Source organism: Corynebacterium sp. 212_CJEI, assembly GCF_001055915.1.
In the GTDB taxonomy this organism is placed as follows: domain Bacteria; phylum Actinomycetota; class Actinomycetes; order Mycobacteriales; family Mycobacteriaceae; genus Corynebacterium; species Corynebacterium jeikeium_D.
The window spans coordinates 1-18,223 of sequence record NZ_JVPT01000013.1 but is presented as its reverse complement, the minus strand read 5'-3'; the positions used below and the strand labels follow the sequence as shown (position 1 = coordinate 18,223).

Annotated in this window: 14 protein-coding genes; 13 read left to right on the top strand and 1 reads right to left on the bottom strand. The window is 58.0% G+C overall.

What is annotated here, in order from left to right; all coding sequences use genetic code 11:
• The 6 genes from infB to ADB02_RS01310 form a co-directional block, all read left to right on the top strand.
• Nucleotides 1–2,450 (top strand): translation initiation factor IF-2 (infB, locus tag ADB02_RS01335; RefSeq protein ID WP_049189433.1); only part of this gene is annotated, 2,450 nt, incomplete at its 5' end.
• A gap of 20 nt (nucleotides 2,451–2,470) precedes the next feature.
• Nucleotides 2,471–3,199 carry a hypothetical protein gene (locus tag ADB02_RS01330; RefSeq protein ID WP_048733528.1) on the top strand — a complete coding sequence of 243 codons (729 nt, stop codon included), beginning with the start codon at nucleotides 2,471–2,473 and terminating at the stop codon, nucleotides 3,197–3,199.
• A gap of 361 nt (nucleotides 3,200–3,560) precedes the next feature.
• A complete protein-coding gene (gene rbfA / locus ADB02_RS01325) occupies nucleotides 3,561–3,992 on the top strand; it encodes a 30S ribosome-binding factor RbfA (protein WP_016422588.1) in 432 nt (143 codons plus the stop codon).
• 42 nt (nucleotides 3,993–4,034) lie between these two features.
• Nucleotides 4,035–5,096 carry a DHH family phosphoesterase gene (locus ADB02_RS01320; protein ID WP_049170820.1) on the top strand — a complete coding sequence of 354 codons (1,062 nt, stop codon included), beginning with the start codon at nucleotides 4,035–4,037 and terminating at the stop codon, nucleotides 5,094–5,096.
• A gap of 4 nt (nucleotides 5,097–5,100) precedes the next feature.
• Nucleotides 5,101–6,477, top strand: coding sequence for an MATE family efflux transporter (locus ADB02_RS01315; protein WP_080969546.1), 1,377 nt, complete (start codon nucleotides 5,101–5,103; stop codon nucleotides 6,475–6,477).
• Nucleotides 6,456–7,169: a 4'-phosphopantetheinyl transferase family protein gene (locus ADB02_RS01310; protein ID WP_049170823.1), complete on the top strand. Its 714-nt coding sequence runs from the start codon at nucleotides 6,456–6,458 to the stop codon at nucleotides 7,167–7,169. The genes ADB02_RS01315 and ADB02_RS01310 overlap by 22 nt, the downstream gene beginning before the upstream one ends.
• Before the next feature lie 16 nt (nucleotides 7,170–7,185).
• Here ADB02_RS01310 and truB read toward each other — a convergent pair whose 3' ends face one another.
• On the bottom strand, nucleotides 7,186–8,172 hold the full coding sequence (gene truB / locus ADB02_RS01305; protein ID WP_016422592.1) for a tRNA pseudouridine(55) synthase TruB: 987 nt from the start codon (nucleotides 8,170–8,172) through the stop codon (nucleotides 7,186–7,188).
• Nucleotides 8,173–8,236: 64 nt separating this feature from the next.
• Here truB and ADB02_RS01300 point away from each other — a divergent pair, with 64 nt between their 5' ends.
• The 7 genes from ADB02_RS01300 (at nucleotide 8,237) to galK (ending at nucleotide 18,191) form a co-directional block, all read left to right on the top strand.
• Nucleotides 8,237–9,232: a bifunctional riboflavin kinase/FAD synthetase gene (locus ADB02_RS01300; protein ID WP_042388641.1), complete on the top strand. Its 996-nt coding sequence runs from the start codon at nucleotides 8,237–8,239 to the stop codon at nucleotides 9,230–9,232.
• Nucleotides 9,233–9,373: 141 nt separating this feature from the next.
• Nucleotides 9,374–9,643, top strand: coding sequence for a 30S ribosomal protein S15 (rpsO, locus tag ADB02_RS01295; RefSeq protein WP_016422594.1), 270 nt, complete (start codon nucleotides 9,374–9,376; stop codon nucleotides 9,641–9,643).
• A 507-nt stretch (nucleotides 9,644–10,150) separates the two neighbouring features.
• The gene (locus tag ADB02_RS01290) at nucleotides 10,151–12,418 is read left to right on the top strand and encodes a polyribonucleotide nucleotidyltransferase (protein ID WP_049189432.1); all 2,268 of its coding nucleotides are present in this window, start codon (nucleotides 10,151–10,153) and stop codon (nucleotides 12,416–12,418) included.
• A gap of 157 nt (nucleotides 12,419–12,575) precedes the next feature.
• A complete protein-coding gene (locus tag ADB02_RS01285) occupies nucleotides 12,576–13,532 on the top strand; it encodes an aldose 1-epimerase family protein (protein WP_049189431.1) in 957 nt (318 codons plus the stop codon).
• Between the two features lie 278 nt (nucleotides 13,533–13,810).
• Nucleotides 13,811–15,472, top strand: a complete 1,662-nt coding sequence (locus tag ADB02_RS01280; RefSeq protein ID WP_187400126.1) for a sodium:solute symporter family protein — start codon at nucleotides 13,811–13,813, stop codon at nucleotides 15,470–15,472.
• A 16-nt stretch (nucleotides 15,473–15,488) separates the two neighbouring features.
• The gene (locus ADB02_RS01275) at nucleotides 15,489–15,770 is read left to right on the top strand and encodes a hypothetical protein (RefSeq protein WP_049189429.1); all 282 of its coding nucleotides are present in this window, start codon (nucleotides 15,489–15,491) and stop codon (nucleotides 15,768–15,770) included.
• Nucleotides 15,771–15,779: 9 nt separating this feature from the next.
• Nucleotides 15,780–18,191, top strand: coding sequence for a galactokinase (gene galK / locus ADB02_RS11845; protein ID WP_080969544.1), 2,412 nt, complete (start codon nucleotides 15,780–15,782; stop codon nucleotides 18,189–18,191).
• The last annotated feature ends 32 nt before the right edge of the window (nucleotides 18,192–18,223 follow it).

Sequence of the window (18,223 nt, the reverse complement as noted above, 5' to 3'; positions counted from 1 at the left end):
CTGCTGCACCAGCGGCGGCAAAGCCGGGTGCCAAGCCAGCTGCACCGTCCCGTTCGCCGAAGCCGGGACAGGAAATGCCACGCCCGCCGAAGCCTGCTGGCCCGAAGCCAGGGCCGAAGCCAGGCGCACGCGCACCGCGTGTGGCGAACAACCCATTCTCGACCGGCGGATCCTCCCGTCCGGCACCGCGGCCGTCCAACATGCCGCGTCCGCAGGGTGGAAACGGCCGTCCGGGCCCGAAGCCGGGAGCACGCCAGGGTGGCCCTCGCCCGCAGGGTGGAAACGGCCGTCCGGGCCCGAAACCGGGAGCACGCCAGGGTGGCCCTCGCCCGCAGGGTGGACAGGGCCGCGGTAATAAGCCGAGCGGCAATCGTCCGACTCCGGCAATGATGCCTTCGCACCCGAACCCGGGGCAGATGCCTGCAAAGGCAAGCCGCGGTGGCGGTGGCGGTGGCTTCGGCGGCCGTGGTCGCGGCCCGGGTGGCCCGGGTGGCGGACCGCGCGGTGGTCGCGGCGGACGTCGCGGTGGAACTGCAGGTGCATTCGGGCGACCAGGAGGCGCCCCGCGTCGCGGACGTAAGTCGAAGCGTCAGAAGCGCAACGAGTACGAGGCAATGCAGGCACCATCCGTGGTAGGCGGCGTTAAGCTGCCCAACGGTAAGGGCACGACCATTCGCCTCGCACGTGGTGCATCCCTGTCTGACTTCGCTGAGAAGATTAACGCCGATGCAGCATCGCTGGTCCAGGCGTTGTTCAACCTCGGCGAAATGGTGACGGCAACTGCATCGGTCTCCGACGAGACCCTGCAGCTGCTCGGCGACGAGATGGATTACAAGGTCCAGGTCGTCTCGCCTGAGGATGAGGACCGCGAGCTCCTCGAGTCCTTCGACCTCCAGTTCGGTGAGGACGAGGGCGACGATGAGGACCTGGAGCAGCGCCCGCCAGTGGTAACTGTGATGGGTCACGTCGACCACGGTAAGACGCGCCTGTTGGACACGATTCGTAAGGCCAACGTCGGTGGCCACGAGTCCGGTGGTATTACCCAGCACATCGGTGCCTACCAGGTGCCGGTGGAGCTCGACGGTGAGAAGCGCAAGGTTACCTTCTTGGATACCCCGGGTCACGAGGCGTTTACCGCCATGCGTGCTCGTGGTGCCAAGTCGACCGATATCGCGATTCTGGTTGTTGCAGCTGATGACGGCGTCATGCCGCAGACGGTTGAGGCTATTAACCACGCCAAGGCCGCTGATGTGCCGATTGTCGTTGCAGTCAACAAGATTGATAAAGAAACTGCAGATCCGCAGAAAATTCGTGGTCAGCTGACTGAATACGGTCTCACTGACGAAGAGTGGGGCGGCGACACTATGTTCGTCGATATCTCCGCTAAGCAAGGTCTCAACATCGATCAGCTTCTCGAAGCAGTGCTGTTGACTGCCGATGCTTCGCTGGATCTGCGCGCCAATCCGGATATGGACGCTCAGGGTGTCGCCATTGAGGCTCACCTTGACCGTGGCCGTGGTCCGGTGGCAACCGTTATCGTTCAGCGCGGTACGTTGCGCGTCGGTGATTCCATCGTTGTCGGTGACGCATATGGTCGTGTTCGCCGCATGGTCGATGAGTACGGCAACGACGTCGATGAGGCCGGTCCTTCCCGTCCGGTTCAGGTGCTCGGCCTGACCTCCGTACCGGGTGCTGGTGACAACCTCCTGGTTGTTGACGAGGATCGTACGGCCCGCCAGATTGCAGACCGCCGCGACGCACGTCGTCGTAATGCGCTGCAAGCACGTCGTCGCAAGCGCGTCTCCCTGGAGAACCTGGACGAGATCCTGAAGGAGACCAACACCCTCAACCTGATCCTGAAGGGCGACAACGCCGGTACCGTCGAGGCACTGGAAGAAGCCCTGCTCAAGATCGAGGTCGACGACGAGGTCGCACTGAACATCATCGACCGTGGTGTCGGTGCTGTTACTCAGACCAACGTCACGCTGGCTGCTGCGTCTGACGCCGTCATCATCGGCTTCAACGTTCGCTCCGAGGGTAAGGCCACAGAGGTTGCCAACGCTGAGGGCGTTGACATCCGCTACTACACGGTGATTTACCGTGCTATCGAGGATGTTGAGGCTGCTCTGAAGGGCATGCTCAAGCCGGTCTACGAGGAGAAGGAGATTGGTCGTGCAGAGATTCGCGCCATCTTCAAGTCCTCCGCAGTTGGCCTCATCGCCGGCTGTATGGTCGAGTCCGGCAAGGTCCGCCGCAACGCGAAGGCTCGCCTGGTTCGTGACGGCAACGTCATTACGGATTCGGCGACTATCGAGTCGCTGAAGCGAGAGAAGGACGATGCTACCGAGGTCGCAGCCGGTTACGAGTGCGGTATGGTGCTGTCTTACCCGGACATCCAGGTGGACGACGTTATCGAGGTCTACGAGATGGTCGAGGTTCCGCGCACGTAGCAACGTAAGCTAAACACTGCGTGAACTTTGATAAGGCGCTCCCTTCGGGGAGCGCCTTTTTGCGTATCGTGTTCGTTATGGGCTTCAAAACTAATCTCTTTGCACTCTCAGATGAACTGCCGCGAACGAATATTTTGAATTATCCTCCTGCGAGCGCAGAGGAGACTCTTGCGCAATTGGACAAGATTTGGCCAGGGAAATTCGCCTTTGATTCCGAAGAAACCATTGAGGATGGTCATAATTGGTACTTCCACGCGGTAGCGTTTGGGCCAACGCTGCTTTTCGGGACCGACGACGTATACGACCTTATTGAGGACCCAGCGTTGGCGAACGATCCTCGCGAAAGTTGGTCACTGTGCATCAATAGTGTTGTCGATTTCTGCCACTATAAGACTCCTACCAGGGAATTAGAAGCAAGCTGCGAAGACTATGATTTTGACATGCAGCGGTTTTTCAGCTCTGGACGACTGTTGGATTTTGAGGTACCGTTCGCTAACGGTGAACACGTCGAGGTACTACATCCGACGGATGTGGCTGAATGGGAACAAACCCATGGCAGTGTGGCGCCCAAGGATAAAAATGGTGAGGTAAGTTACCTTTTCCATCCGCTGGAGCTAGGTAATGCTGCGGTTAAATGGATTTTCGGCATCGAGGGAGAAACACCATTGCAGGATAGTGTGATGGATTCACTGCCTGACTGCTCCCATGTTAATGGGTTACCGATGTACAACTTCGTGGAGCGCCGTTAAGAGCGTACGGGTAGGCTGCGTTTCAGCTGCGCAATTCCGTAGTAGCGACTCCCCATGCCGTCGATGACATCGATGGTGGTGGCAGTGTTGTCGTGATGATTAATGGGTTAATAACAAAGGGCGAGCGTGCGGCGAAGCAATTGACTGCACTCGGTAAACGGGTGCGGGCGAAGTCGCGAAACATGCGGTTCGAAGTTGAGTAGTGTTTTGCGTGTTAGTATTAGCAGTCCTTTGTATTGAACCGTTTTGCCGGATCCCAAATGGGTCTTTGTCAGCGAAGGGGCACTTCAGGCCCCACGCTAAATGGGGTCTAGCTACGAATCGTTACGCACAGGTAGAGATAGATAGGGAGTAGCCAAAAATGGCAGATCCAGCACGCGCGCGCAGGCTGTCCAAGCGTATTCAGGAGATTGTCGCCAGCGCAATTGAGCGTGAGATTAAGGACCGGCGGCTGGAGTTTGTGACTATCACCGACTGCCGCGTCACCGGCGATTTGCACGACGCCACAGTTTTCTACACTGTGCGCGGACGTACGCTCGACGAGGAACCGGACTACGAGTCGGCAGCAGCAGCGCTGGAAAAGGCGAAGGGGCAGCTACGTTCCCTGGTCGGTCGTGGCACCGGTGTGCGCTACACACCGACGCTGGCTTTTGAGGTTGACACGGTGCCGGAGATTTCCGCGCACCTTGAGGAGCTGCTCGATAAGACTCGCGCGCGCGACGCGGAATTGGCTGAGCAGGCTAGAAACGCAAAGCCCGCAGGCGATGCCAACCCATACCGCGACGAGGAGTAAAACTCTCCACCGGCCACATCTATCGATGAAAGGGGCACCCACGTGACCACTTCTCCGCAGGCTCAGGAGCAGGCAGCTCACCAGCTTTCCCAGGCGATTAATCGCCGCATGTCCAAGCCGATTCAGCAGATGCAGGATATGCTTGCCGACGCCAAGAAGGTCGGCGTCATTGCCCATGTTCACCCCGATGCGGATGCGATTGGTGCTGCATCTGCGATGGTCATGGCACTTGTACAGCGTGGCATTTCGGCTGTAGCCAGCTACGGTGAGAGCGATTTGCCAGCCAAGTCGCTGTTGACCATCCCCGGATGGGAGCGATTTGTCGAGTACACGGACTTGGATGAAGACATTGACACGTGGGTGACTGTCGACTGCGCAAGCCCGGGGCGCCTCGGTGCGCTGGAAGATCGCGTGATGGCCTCCGACCGCGTTATCAATGTTGACCATCACGCGACCAACACTCGCTTTGGGTCCGTCAACATGGTTGACGAACGCGCAGAGTCCTCGACCATGGTGCTCCTGGACTTCTTTGGTGTCTGGGGTATCAAGCTGACCACGCCGATGGCTCATGCTCTCTATGCAGGGCTGTTGACGGACACCGCATCGTTCCAGTTCGGCCATTCCCGCATGCACACTGCAGCGGCGCGCCTGCTGGATAAGGGGCTCAATCCGCGCACGATTGGTGCACAGCTGCTGGAAGAACATCCGTTTGCCTACCTTCCATTCCTGGGCAAGGTGCTTTCCACCGCGACATTGGTGCCCGAGTGGGGCGACGGCGCTGGCCTAATCCACGTCGTCATTGAGCACGACCAGACCGCCGAAGTTGGCCACGATGAGATTGAATCGGTCGTGGACATTGTGCGTACGACTAATGCGGCCGACGTCTGTGCCGTGCTTAAGGAGTATGAGCCAAACCAGTGGGCCGTCTCGCTGCGTTCTCGCGAGCTTGTCGATGTCTCCCAGGTCGCCCTGGAAATTGGCGGCGGTGGCCACGAGCGTGCCGCCGGTCTGACTCGGGAGTGCAGCAAGGATGAGCTGCTGCAGGCCATCCTGGACACCAGCGATGTCGCAGCCCAGGCACGCCGAGGCACGAGCGAGGCCTAGGGGATTGTCGGACTCGCGAGAAACTCAGGAGCGCACTGAGATTGAGCAAACTGGCATAGAGCGAACCGGGCACAGTGCGAAGTCAGATGTCAGCCTTCGCGCAATCGTTTCGCTGGCGCTGCCAGCGTTGGGTGTTCTTGCCGCGCCCGCACTCTATGTGCTGCTGGATACGGCTGTCATTGGTCGGCTTGGAGCTGTCCAGCTTGCGGCGCTTGCCGCTGGTTCGACGGTATTTTCCGTGGTAACTACGCAGCTCACTTTCTTGGCTTACGGCACGACCGCCCGATCAGCGCGAGCCTTTGGCAGGGGCAACGTGGACGAGGCGGTTGAAGAGGGATTGCAAGCGACGTGGGTCGCCATCTTTGTGGGCCTTAGCCTCTTTGCCATCATCGTGGGGTTGGCACCAGTATTTACCGGTTGGTTAGCTCCTCATCCGGAGGTCGCTCATGATGCCGGGCAGTGGTTGCGAGTTGCTGCCTTCGCCATTCCGCTGACGTTGATTGCGCAGGCTGGAAATGGTTGGTTGCGCGGTATCCAAAACACCCGCGCGCCGCTGCTATTTGTGCTCTCAGGCCTTGTTCCGGCCGCCATTGTGATTGTGCCGCTGGTCCGCGCCTTCGGCCTCGAGGGCTCTGCGCTGGCCGTTCTCTTCGGCGAATTGATTACCGGCGGACTGTTCCTCCGCAGTCTTTTCAAAGAGTGCTCTAGCCGCAAGCTTTCCATGCGCCCGAATGGCGCCATTATCAAAAGCCAGCTGGTCCTCGGCCGCGATCTCATCGTTCGCTCCTTGTCCTTCCAGGTAGCGTTCCTCTCCGCCGCAGCGGTTGCTGGCCGCGTTGGGCCGACCACGCTCGGTGGGCACCAGGTCATGCTGCAACTGTGGAACCTGATTTCGTTGGTGCTCGACTCGCTAGCGATTGCTGCACAGACGCTCGTCGGTGCAGCGTTGGGCGGTAGCTCCACGGCCGTTGCCCGCTGGACTGGCAAGCGCGTGACGGTCTGGTCAAGCGTCATTGCCCTCGGCCTAGCGGCTGTTTTCGCAGTAGGTAATGCCAGCATCGTCCGCATTTTTACCGACGCAACAGGCGTGATTGACGCAGTCACCGCCGGACCATGGTGGATTCTTGTCGCAATGATTCCTATCGGCGGTGTCGTCTTCGCGCTCGATGGCGTGTTGCTCGGCGCCGGCGACGCAGCCTTCCTCCGTAACGCCACCGTTAGCGCGGTCCTGTGCGGATTCCTCCCACCGGTCTGGCTGGCGCAGGCATTTGGCTGGGGGCTGACCGGCGTGTGGTGCGGTCTCTTGGCCTTCATGATTCTGCGACTAATCTTTGTCGCTACCCGTTTCCGTGGAGAGAAATGGTACGGCATCAGCGCATGAGTGTGCTTGCCGACGTCCAGGAGTATCTGGCCAGGCATTTGCCCGCCGGTAGCCGGCTAGTTATTGACTCCAATGCCGAGCGTCCGTTTAGTGATGCGGAATTGCAGCAGCTCCGTAGCGCTGAGTTGAGGCTGTCTGATAGTGCAGCACCTGTTCGAATCCGTGATTTCACCCGAGGGCGCCTCGCTGCGCATGAGGCGGTGCAACGGCTAGGAGAGCCTGCCCCACATGGGATTGGCATGTCGACCACCGGAGCGCCGCTGTGGCCGCGAGGAGTCGTGGGGTCAATTAGCCATTGCGACGGGGCCGTGGCAGCCGTGTCCGCGAGCGCTGAACAGCTGCAGGGGATTGGCATCGATGTCGAGGTCGAGCAGACTCTAGAGTTAGGAATCATCGAGGCAGTCTTGCGCACTGACGAAGCACGCCTTGACCCGCTGGTGCAATTTAGCGCCAAGGAATCAATGTACAAACTCTGGGAGCCGATAGTCGGGCAGTGGCTAGACTTCGACGAAGTCTCCGTCCAACTGCGAAAGAAACGGATAGCAGCGCGAGGTTTTTCCCGAGGACTCACAGGCGGACCTTTACAGCTAACGTTTCACCGTGAGATTCCCGACGCCTTCTGCGGAGTAAAAGGCTTCTGGGCTCGCGGTGCAGGCATCGTTGCAACCGCGGTGTGGCTCGAGCAGTCTTAAAATCCTTGAGAGGTAGTCACAGCGTGGCCGGGCGCACCACGAAGACCGTCTTAGCCCGTTTGCCAGATTCTGTGAGCAGCGCCGGAACCTTTCCCGTTGGTGACACCGCCGCATAGACTCCAGGTTTTCCGATCGGCTCCAGCCACTTGCCCTGAGCCAAATCAGCCGCCTGCTGTTCAGTAATTTCGCGGGTATCAAAGCAACGCAGGCAGGCCTCGTCCAGACTCATCGGCAGCAAGGAAGCGGCGCGCTCCGGGACTGGGCGTCGCATCTCCGCAATTTCTGGATGGGCGGTGTCGAACTGCTCGGCCTTCGCCGTGAGCTCGTCGATAGTCAACGCCTCATCAATAGTGAAAACGCCGGCGGCAGTACGCCGCAGAGCAGTGAGATGACCACCGACTCTCAGTGCATCCCCCAAGTCACGAGCTAGGGCGCGGATGAAAGTGCCGGCAGAGCAGTCGACCTCCACGTCGATATCGATGCACTCCCCGGGGCGCGAAGGATCGGAGTCGTGGCGGATGTCCAGAACCTCATAGCGGGTGATCGTCACTGGGCGCGCAGGGATATCGACCTTCTCACCACGGCGGATGCGCTCGTAGGCGCGGACACCGTCAATCTTCACCGCTGATACCGCCGCGGGTTTTTGCATGATTGTGCCGGTGAACTTCGCAATTTCCGCTCGAACCATTTCATCAGTCACCGATGCCGCCGAGGATTCGGAGAGCAACTCGCCTTCGGCGTCGTCGGTAAGCGTGGCAGCGCCGAGTCGAATGGTGGCTTGGTAGGACTTCGTGTCGGCGTGGACATGTGGCAGGAAACGGGTGCCGCGGCCGATGCCGAGGACGAGCACACCGGTGGCCATTGGGTCGAGGGTACCGGAGTGGCCGACCTTCTTGGTGCGGAAGATGCGACGGAGTTTGCCCACTACATCGTGGCTTGTCCAGCCTTGGGGCTTGTCGACGATAACAATGCCGGAGTCTGCAATCGGATCGAAGTCGGTCATAGACGCAATCCTATGTTGCGCTATATGCGGTGTGTTAAACGGTGACCAGTTACACTGGCTCTTTGTGGAGATTTGGTATGGCTTGGACAATGCACCCGAAGACCTGGGGGACACGGTCGTAACCATCGGAGTGTTCGATGGTATTCATCTTGGGCATAAGCGCCTGATAGCTGCTGCGGTCAGTGACGCTCGCGCTCGTGGCGTGAAGTCGCTGTTGATGACTTTCGATCCCAATCCCGTAGCGCTGTTTGCCCCGGATAAGGTGCCGCCGGCACTGTCCACCGTGTCCCGTCGCGCCGAGCTGGCAGAAGCGGAGGGAATCGATGCCATGCTTGTCGTGCCTTTCGACAAGAACTTCTCCAGCATCCCCGCAGAAGACTTTGTACGCACCGTTGTCCGCGACAAGCTGAATGCACAGGCCGTCTTCGTTGGCCAGAACTTCACCTATGGGCAGAAGGCCGCAGGTACCGCCGAGACTATGCCGGAGCACGGCTGTAAGTGTGGGGTCGACGTCACCATCGTCGACCTTCTCGACGTCACTGCCGCGGACTCGACCGAACGTGTTTCGTCGACACGTATTCGCGGTTTGCTTGCCGACGGTGCGGTGTCCGCAGCCGCCTCGTGTCTCGGGTACTTCTACCGTGTCGATGGTGATGTTCTTCCAGGTCAGGGGCGTGGAGGAGCGCAGCTGGGCTTTCCGACCGCCAATATTGACTTCGCTGAGGGCCTGGCAATCCCGGCTGATGGTGTCTACGCGGCATGGTTCACGGTTCAGCCGACGGCAGCCCGCCCGGAGCCGGACCCGAAGGGCGATATCGAGTTTGGGGTGCGCTACCCAGCGGCCGTGTCGGTGGGCACTAATGTGACCTTTGGAGACACTGATCGAACGGTCGAGGCCTACGTGATTGACCGTCATGCGGACCTCTACGGCACCGCTGGGCAGGTTGAGTTTGTCGACCGGATTCGCGGCATGGAGAAGTTCGACTCGGTCGAGGAGCTCATTGACCGGATGAACCAGGACGTGGCAGACACCGAAGCCATTTTGGCTAAGACCGATTAGCTGTTAAAGTAAAACGTCGGCTGTGACTGCGGTCCACAAGCAGTTGCGAGGAACCAGTTGCCAGACGCTGTTTGGTTCCGGGAAAGCCGAGAATGTGGACTGAAAAAACGACCATAATTTGATTCAAGGAGTTAGATTTACATGGCTTTGAACACTGCAGAAAAGGCTGAGATTCTCAAGGAGTTCGGCCTGCACGAGACCGACACCGGTTCCCCGGAGGCTCAGGTTGCACTGCTGACCGCACGTATTCGTCAGCTGACCGAGCACCTGAAGTTCCACAAGCACGATCACCACTCCCGTCGTGGTCTGCTGCTGCTGGTCGGTCGCCGCAAGGGCCTGCTGCAGTACCTGCAGGACAACGACGTTGAGCGCTACCGTAAGCTGATCGAGCGCCTGGGTCTGCGTCGCTAAGGTTCTCCTTAAGGTCCTGTTTGTCAGAGCTTCATTGGTGTAAGTTGCTCTGTTAATTCAAGGCTCTTAAGCTTTTTAGACTCGCCGTTTGGGTTTCCATTGGATGGAAGCTCACGGCGGGTCTTTTTTTGATCACTTGTCGTTGTGGTATTCACTCATCGATGCGCTGTAGCGTGGCCACAAGTGAATACCTCATCGACATGTGGAGGGGCTGATCGAAAGCGTGCGCACAAGTGCCGGGGCACCATCGATAAGACACGGTAATTCGTCGATAAGACACGGTAAACCATCGATGAGTCAAGAAAAGTCATCGATAAGTGCCCCCCGCCCCGCAAACTCCTAGAACCCCGCGTAGGTGCAAGAACCCAGATGCAGTGAGAGATCTCCGATCCGTCCAATACAAGAACTTTCCGCGTTAGCTGGTAGAATGCGTGACGCAAACGAAGTTCATTCGATCTTTTACAGGCGACATCGATGATCGCCGCTATTTCTAGGAGTAAGAAACCTATGGCCAACAGCAAGGCTGTTGAATTTTTCTTTGATGAGGATTTCGGTATTACCGAGGCCGTTGCCACCATCGACAATGGTGATTTCGGCACCCGCACCATTCGCTTTGAAACGGGCCAACTGGCTCGTCAGGCCGATGGTTCGGTGACCACCTACTTGGACGAGGAGACCATGCTCCTGTCCACCGTCACCGCTTCCAACCAGCCCCGCGAGGGCTTTGATTTCTTTCCGCTGACCGTCGACGTTGAAGAGCGTATGTACGCCGCGGGCAAGATTCCGGGTTCGTTCTTCCGCCGTGAGGGCCGCCCGTCCACCGACGCCATCCTGGCATGTCGTCTGATTGACCGTCCGCTGCGTCCGACCTTCGTCAAGGGCCTTCGCAACGAGGTACAGGTTGTCGTCACCGTCATGTCCTGGGATCCGAAGGACCGTTATGACGTTGTCGCAATCAACGGCGCGTCAGCTGCAACTCAGCTTTCCGGGCTGCCGGTTTCCGGCGCTGTCGGTGGCGTCCGCATCGCGCTCGTTGCTGATGACAAGCACCCAGAGGGTGCATGGGTCGCTTTCCCGACCGAGGAGCAGCACGAGCAGGCTCTGTTCGAGATGGTCGTCGCTGGCCGTATCGTCACCCGCAAGCGTCGCGGCAAGAACGTCGAAGATGTCGCCATCATGATGGTGGAGGCCGGAGCAGGGGAGACCGTCGTCAAGCGTATTGCTGACGGTGCACCGGCGCCGACCGAGGACATCGTCGCCGCTGGCCTCGAGGCAGCAAAGCCGCACATCAAGGTTCTGTGTGAGGCACAGAAGGGTCTGGCTGAGCGCGCAGCGAAGGAAACGCAGGAGTTCCCGCTGTTCCCGGCATACGGCGATGAGATTTTTAACGCAGTCGAGAAGAAGTCCGCTAAGAAGCTGGCCAAGCTGCTCACCATTCCGGGTAAGCAGGAACGAGATGACGCCACCAATGAGTACATGGAGGACGTCGAGGGGCAGCTGCTGGAGCGCTTCGTATCCGATGATGTCGACGAGCAAGCTGCATCTAAGCAGATTCGCGCTGCATACAACGCAGTGATGAAGCAGATTGTCCGTGAGAAGATTCTGGCTGAGGGCTTCCGCATCGATGGTCGCGGTGTCACCGACATTCGTGACCTGGGCGTTGAGGTCGGTCTGATTCCGCGTGCCCACGGCTCTTCGCTGTTTGAGCGCGGCGAGACCCAGATTCTGGGTGTCACCACTTTGGATATGCTGAAGATGGAGCAGCAGATTGACTCGCTGACTCCTGTTACCTCCAAGCGCTACATCCACCACTACAACTTCCCGCCGTACTCCACCGGCGAGACCGGTCGTGTTGGCTCTCCGAAGCGCCGCGAGATTGGTCACGGGGCACTGGCTGAGCGCGCTCTGCTGCCGGTCGTGCCGTCCCGCGAGGAATTCCCGTACACCATTCGCCAGGTCTCCGAGGCTCTTGGATCCAATGGTTCGACCTCCATGGGCTCGGTCTGTGCTTCGACTCTGTCGCTGTACAACGCCGGTGTGCCGCTGAAGGCTCCGGTTGCCGGTATCGCCATGGGCCTGGTTTCCGGCGAGGTTGACGGTGAGAACCGCTTCGTCGCACTGACCGATATTCTCGGTGCCGAAGACGCATTCGGTGACATGGACTTCAAGGTCGCTGGTACTGCGGACTTCATTACCGCACTGCAGCTGGACACCAAGCTCGACGGTATTCCGTCGAAGGTTCTGGCCGATGCTCTGTCCCAGGCTCGTGATGCACGTCTGGCCATCCTGTCCACCATGGCTGAGGTCATCGAGTCTCCGGACGAGATGAGTGGTCTCGCTCCGAAGATCACCACCGTTAAGGTTCCGGCTTCGAAGATCGGTGAGCTCATCGGTCCGAAGGGCAAGACCATCAACGGCATCACCGAGGAAACCGGTGCTGATATCTCTATCGAGGACGACGGCACCGTATTTGTCTCGGCAACTTCCGGTAAGGCCGCGGACGCTGCAATCGAGCAGATTAATGCCATTGCTAACCCGCAGCTGCCGAAGGTCGGCGAACGCTACCTGGGCGCTGTCGTGAAGACTGTCGCTTTCGGTGCTTTCGTCTCCCTGACTCCGGGCCGTGACGGTCTGATCCACATCTCCAAGCTCGGTGGCGACAAGCGCATCGAGAAGGTCGAGGATGTCATCAACGTCGGCGACAAGATTCAGGTCGAAATCGCTGATATCGACAACCGCGGCAAGATCTCGCTGGTTCCGGTCGAAGACAACTAATGCTTGGCGACGGAGGATGCGCTGTAGGTAGCCTCCGACAACGCGTGTAGCGATGGCGCGGTTAGGTCACAAATTGACCTAACCGCGCTTTTGTTTTGGGTTAATCTCGGGTTTCGAACGGATTAATTTTCGAACCCACGTGGAAGGTGATTTGCGCATGCAACTTGTCGCGCACGATCATGAATTCATTGACATTGCGGCCGGTGACTATGTCGCAAGTATTTCCCTGTTCGGTGGTGGTCCGAGATCACTGGAGTACTGTGGCCTGCCACTGCTGACTGACTATCCCAAAGGGTTCAATCCACCGTTGTCCGCAGGTACGCTCCTGGCTCCGTGGCCGAACAGGGTCGCTGACGGAGTATTCATCTTTGATGGGGAAGTACATCGGCTAGATATTTCGGAGCCGTCCCGGGCGAATGCTATTCACGGGTTTGTTGCAGATCGCGTTTGGTCTGTGGTCGATTCTGATGACAGCAGCGTCACCTTGGGCGTGGAAGTTGAGCCGCAGCCGGGCTGGCCTTGGGAACTCGGTCTGACCGTGCGTTGGCAAGTCACAGCCTCAGATGGCCTATCGGCGGAGTTCACAGTGCATAATCGCAGCGATAGGGAGTGCCCGTTTGGTCTGGGCTGGCATCCCTATTTAAGCGCGTTGGGCGCTGACTTCGGCAGTTGCACACTGCGGTTGCCCGTTGATAAAAACCTGCCACTGGAGCCAATTCGAAACTTGCCCGCCGGCCCAGCGGTGCCAGCCGAGACGGTGGTTCCCAGCCTTCGAGAGGGAGTATCCCTGGATGGACTGTGGCTGGATCACTGCTTCTTTGCTGCCGAGGAGACAGCGGGGAGTGACTCGCCGCGCCGTCGTGAAGCGCATTTGGTTGGGCCAAATGGCAAGGGTGCTGTGCTCTGGGCCGATGATGAATTCAGGTTTTTCCAGGTCTATGTTGCGGACGCCGGACGACGAGAAGGATTTCCTGGGCACGGGAATGCGATTGCGGTGGAGCCAATGACATGTCCGCCGGATGCGCTACGCTCCGGTACCGGTTTGCTGCGAGTTCAGGCTGGAGAGACAACAACTCTTGCCATGGGACTGCGCGCGGAAACGGGCGGAAAATAGTTTTCCCAGCGCAGAAGAGTGCAGCCCCCTCAATCGGGTTAAAACCTTCTTAATTAATTCACCTGGAATTAAGAATGGAAAATACACTTGGGGACGAATGTAAAAGAATAGGTCTTCCTTTTGTTCCGGATAGTGGCTATCTGGCCCCACACTTCGGGGTAGGTCGAGCCACTTTCACGGCCTTGATGGGCGTGCACCAGCCAGGTGCCGAGAAAAAGAAATCCCAATTCGTGCATTTCCTGAATACGTTTTGACTCCCTAATTGTGAGGAGGCCGTCGTGATAGTGGCGCAATCAGCCCTACGGCTCGAGGCATCATGGGTGGATTACTCCATTGTTGCCCTATACTTCCTATTCGTCCTAGGCATTGGCTGGGCTGCACGAGCCAAAGTGTCCAGCTCCATTGACTTCTTCCTCTCTGGGCGCTCACTGCCGGCTTGGGTGACAGGGTTGGCGTTCGTCTCAGCCAACCTAGGCGCAGTGGAAATCGTCGGTATGTCCGCAAATGGTGTGGAATACGGTTTCCAGACCATGCACTACTTCTGGATTGGTGCGGTTCCCGCCATGGTGTTCCTGGGCATTGTCATGATGCCCTTTTACTATGGCTCCAAGGTTCGCTCAGTACCAGAATTCATGCTGCGTCGTTTTGGTCCCGGAGCGCACCTTGTCAACGCGATTTCATTCGCCGTCGCGCAGCTGCTCATCGCGGGTATCAACCTTTTGCTGCTGGCCAAAGTGGTCAATGCGCTACTCGGCTGGCCACTGTGGCTGACATTGGTCGTCGCTGCAGTCATTGTGCTGTCCTACATCACGTTGGGCGGACTGTCCGCAGCGATTTACAACGAGGTACTTCAGTTCTTCGTGATTGTCGCAGCTCTATTGCCACTGACTCTAATCGGTCTGCACAGCGTCGGCGGCTGGTCGGGGCTTAAGGAAAAAGTTGCCACTGAATCGCACTTCCACACCTGGCCGGGCACGGATATTTCTGGTTTTGACAACCCGGTAGTTTCAGTCATCGGATTGGTATTCGGTTTGGGATTCGTGCTGTCCTTTGGCTATTGGACAACGAACTTCGTGGAGGTTCAGCGATCCATGGCAGCCGATTCGCTGTCGGCCGCACGCAAGACTCCAATTATCGGCGCGTTTCCAAAGATGTTCATTCCGTTCATCGTGGTGCTGCCGGGCATGATCGCCGGCGCGACTGTCGCACCCATCATGGATCAGACTGCCAAGCCTAACGACGCAATTCTGTACCTAATGAGAGATTTGCTTCCCAACGGCCTGCTGGGCATCGCTATTGCAGGGCTACTAGCAGCCTTTATGGCAGGTATGGCGGCGAATATCTCCGCGTTCAACACAGTCTTTAGCTACGACATTTGGCAGACCTACGTCGTCAAAAATCGAGCAGATGATTACTACCTCAAGGTTGGTCGTATCGCTACCATTGGCGCGACCGGCATCGCAGTGTTCACCGCATTGATTGCCGATAATTTCGGCAACGTCATGGACTACCTGCAGACGCTATTCGGCTTCTTCAACGCACCGTTGTTCGCTACCTTCCTTATCGGTATGTTCTGGAAGCGCATGACGCCGACAGCAGGTTGGACGTCTCTGCTCGCAGGAACGGGTGCTGCGATTTTGTACTGGTACATCTCCGAGTTCACGTCGGCAAACGCAACTATCTTTGAGCTGCCGGGGCAGGGCACTGCGTTCGCTGCCGCCTCCGTGGCATTCGTCGTCGATATTGTGGTGGCTGTGGTCGTTTCGCTCATGACAACGCCGAAACCCGATGAGGAGCTGGTGGGCTTCGTCAAGTCCGTCACGCCGAAGGCTCACTTCACAGACGCTGCTGAGGCAGAGCTGCCATTGTTACAGCGAACTGTTCCGCTGGGTATTTTGTGCCTGGTGATGGCCGTAGTTCTTAACATCGTTTTCGCATAGGAGCTAGTGAGAAATCATGTCACGGACACACAACAATTCAACTGTAGAAGCGACTATCAGCACGGGTAATAAGAAAGCAGGTGCCTTTGACATTCGCAATGTCATTGGGGCGCTGCTTGGTCTTTACGGCATCATTTTGCTGCTGTCGTGGCTGTTCCTCGATCCTGGAGTTAACCCGGAGACCAGTGTTGCCAAAGAGCCGATGTATAACCTGTACAGCGGCATAGCCCTGCTTCTCTTTGCAATCGTTTTCTATACCTGGGCAAAACTGCGCCCAACGGTTGTCGAAGAATCATAAGGAGTAAAAATGACAACCGATGACCAGCATTCTCACGCTTTTTCGGTAACGCGCACTACGCTTGCCGACGGTCGCGAGCTAATCTACTTCGACGATGAACCGGACTATGTCTCGGGCAAAAAGACTCGAAAGTTAACCGACGAACGTGATTTGCCACAGGCGATTACGGAGTCGGAGCTGCGCCAAGATCCGCTGACGGGTGAGTGGTACTGCTACGCGGCGCACCGCATGAACCGCACCTTTATGCCTCCTGCTGGTGAGAACCCACTAGCTCCGACGCTGCCGGGACAACTTCCCACAGAGGTGCCTGCCAGTGACTACGACGTGGTGGTTTTTGAAAACCGCTTCCCTTCGCTTTCCATGCACATGGAAGTTCCGGATGACTTTGCCCAAACTGTCGACGGCGCCGAGATTTTCCCGCGGAAGCCGGCCTTGGCTCGGTGTGAGGTTGTCTGCTTTACCCCGAATGTTTCGGACTCCTTCCGGGATCTGACCTTTACTCGTGCTCGCACCGTTATTGAAGCGTGGGCGCACCGCACTGCGGAACTCAGCAAGCTCGAAGGTGTGAGGTTGGTGTTCCCCTTTGAAAACAGGGGCAAGGAAATTGGGGTAACGCTGCAGCATCCTCATGGGCAGATTTACTCGTACCCGTATCTGCCCCCACGTGCGGCAGCCATTGTTTCACGCGCGAAAGCCCACTTCGAAACCACCGGTCGTGACCTCTTTGAGGATGTCCTGGAGGCCGAAAAGGCTTCAGGTCGACGGATCATCGCAGAAGGGGAGTACTTCACCGCATTCGTCCCAGCTGCAGCTAAGTGGCCAGTCGAAGTCATGATTATGGCTAACCGCGCTGTCGGTAGTTTTCAGGAGCTGACCGATGCGGAGAAGGACGAACTGACAGCAATGTACCTTGACCTGCTGCGACGTATTGACCGATTCTTCCCCGGCATCGACAAAACGCCGTACATCGCAGCATGGAACCAAGCTCCGGTAGGCGAGGATCACCAGTTTGGCCGCCTCCACCTGCAGCTCTATTCCATGATGCGCTCTGCAGGACGCATGAAGTTCCTCGCGGGTTCAGAGTCCGGGCAAGGAGCCTGGATTTCGGACACGACCCCGGAGGCAATCGCTGACCGCTTCCGGGAAGTTGGCCAGACTCGCTGGCTTCCCACTCGCTCCCATAAACAGGCGGTATCTGACGTAACTGAGCAATTCCGCCGCAGTTTCGGTTCGGAACCACAGGGCGTCTTCCGCGCCCCAGGCAGAGTCAACCTGATTGGCGAGCATGTCGATTATGCCGGTGGTATCTGTCTGCCATTCGCGTTGGCACAGAGTACTTTCGCAGCGGTGGGTGCCCAGGCTGCTGGTGACTCGTGGACAGTGCGAGTTGTTTCGGACTTGATGGACAAGGACGACGTCGCAGACGGTGACAAGCCGGTTGCTATCGCAATGTCCGATGTCGGTCCGAACTCTCCTGCAAATTGGACGGGATACGCAGTTGGCACTATCTGGGCTATGCGTGAGGCAGGGCTGTTGCCCGCGGATTGTCCAAGCCTTGACATTGCGATTTCCTCCGATGTTCCGATCGGTTCCGGGCTCTCCAGCTCCGCCGCTCTGGAGTGTTCTGTCGGCGTTGCAGCCTTTGAGCTCGTCCACGGGCGCGCACCAAACGATGAAGAGCAGCAGGGAATTGTTGAGGCGGCTATCCGCGCAGAAAATGAGGTCATTGGTGCCTCTACCGGCGGTCTGGATCAGCGTATTTCCATCAAGGGCAAGGAAAACCACGCACTGGTGATTGATTTTGCGAAGAGTTCTGACCAGCTTGTAAAGGCTGCTTTCGCAGACGAGGACCTAGAGGTTTTGGTAATCAACACCAACGTTCGGCATAGTCTCTCGGATGGTCAGTATGCGACGCGTCGCGGAATCATCGATGCCGTGACAAATGGTCTTGGGGTATCTGATTTCCGCGGTCTGGATGATGCAGTTGGTGCTGCTATCAATTGGGCGAAGGAGAACGTCCCAGCTGAGGCAGATAGGGATCAATGGGTTGATACCGTGGCGCGCCGAGTACGTCACGTTGTTACCGAAATTGACCGGACGGCACAGGCGATTGAAAAGCTTTCCGAGGGGGACTTCGAGGCCTTTGGCACGTTGATGGTGGCAAGCCATCTTTCGCTGAGGAATGACTACGAAGTTTCCTGTCCAGAGCTGGATCTTGCTGTGGACGTAGCGCTTGAGCAGGGGGCGCTTGGTGCCCGAATGACTGGCGGTGGCTTTGGCGGCAGTGCCATTGCGCTGCTGCCACACGACCGTGTCAGTGCTGCAGCGAATGCAGTTGCGTCGGCCTTCCGTGACAGAGGAATGCCGGAACCGGAGTTTTTCGTTGGAAATCCCGGGCCGGGAGCAAGCCGCCTAGTTTAGGCGGTATTCCCCCCCCGGTCTTGGGGGGGGGG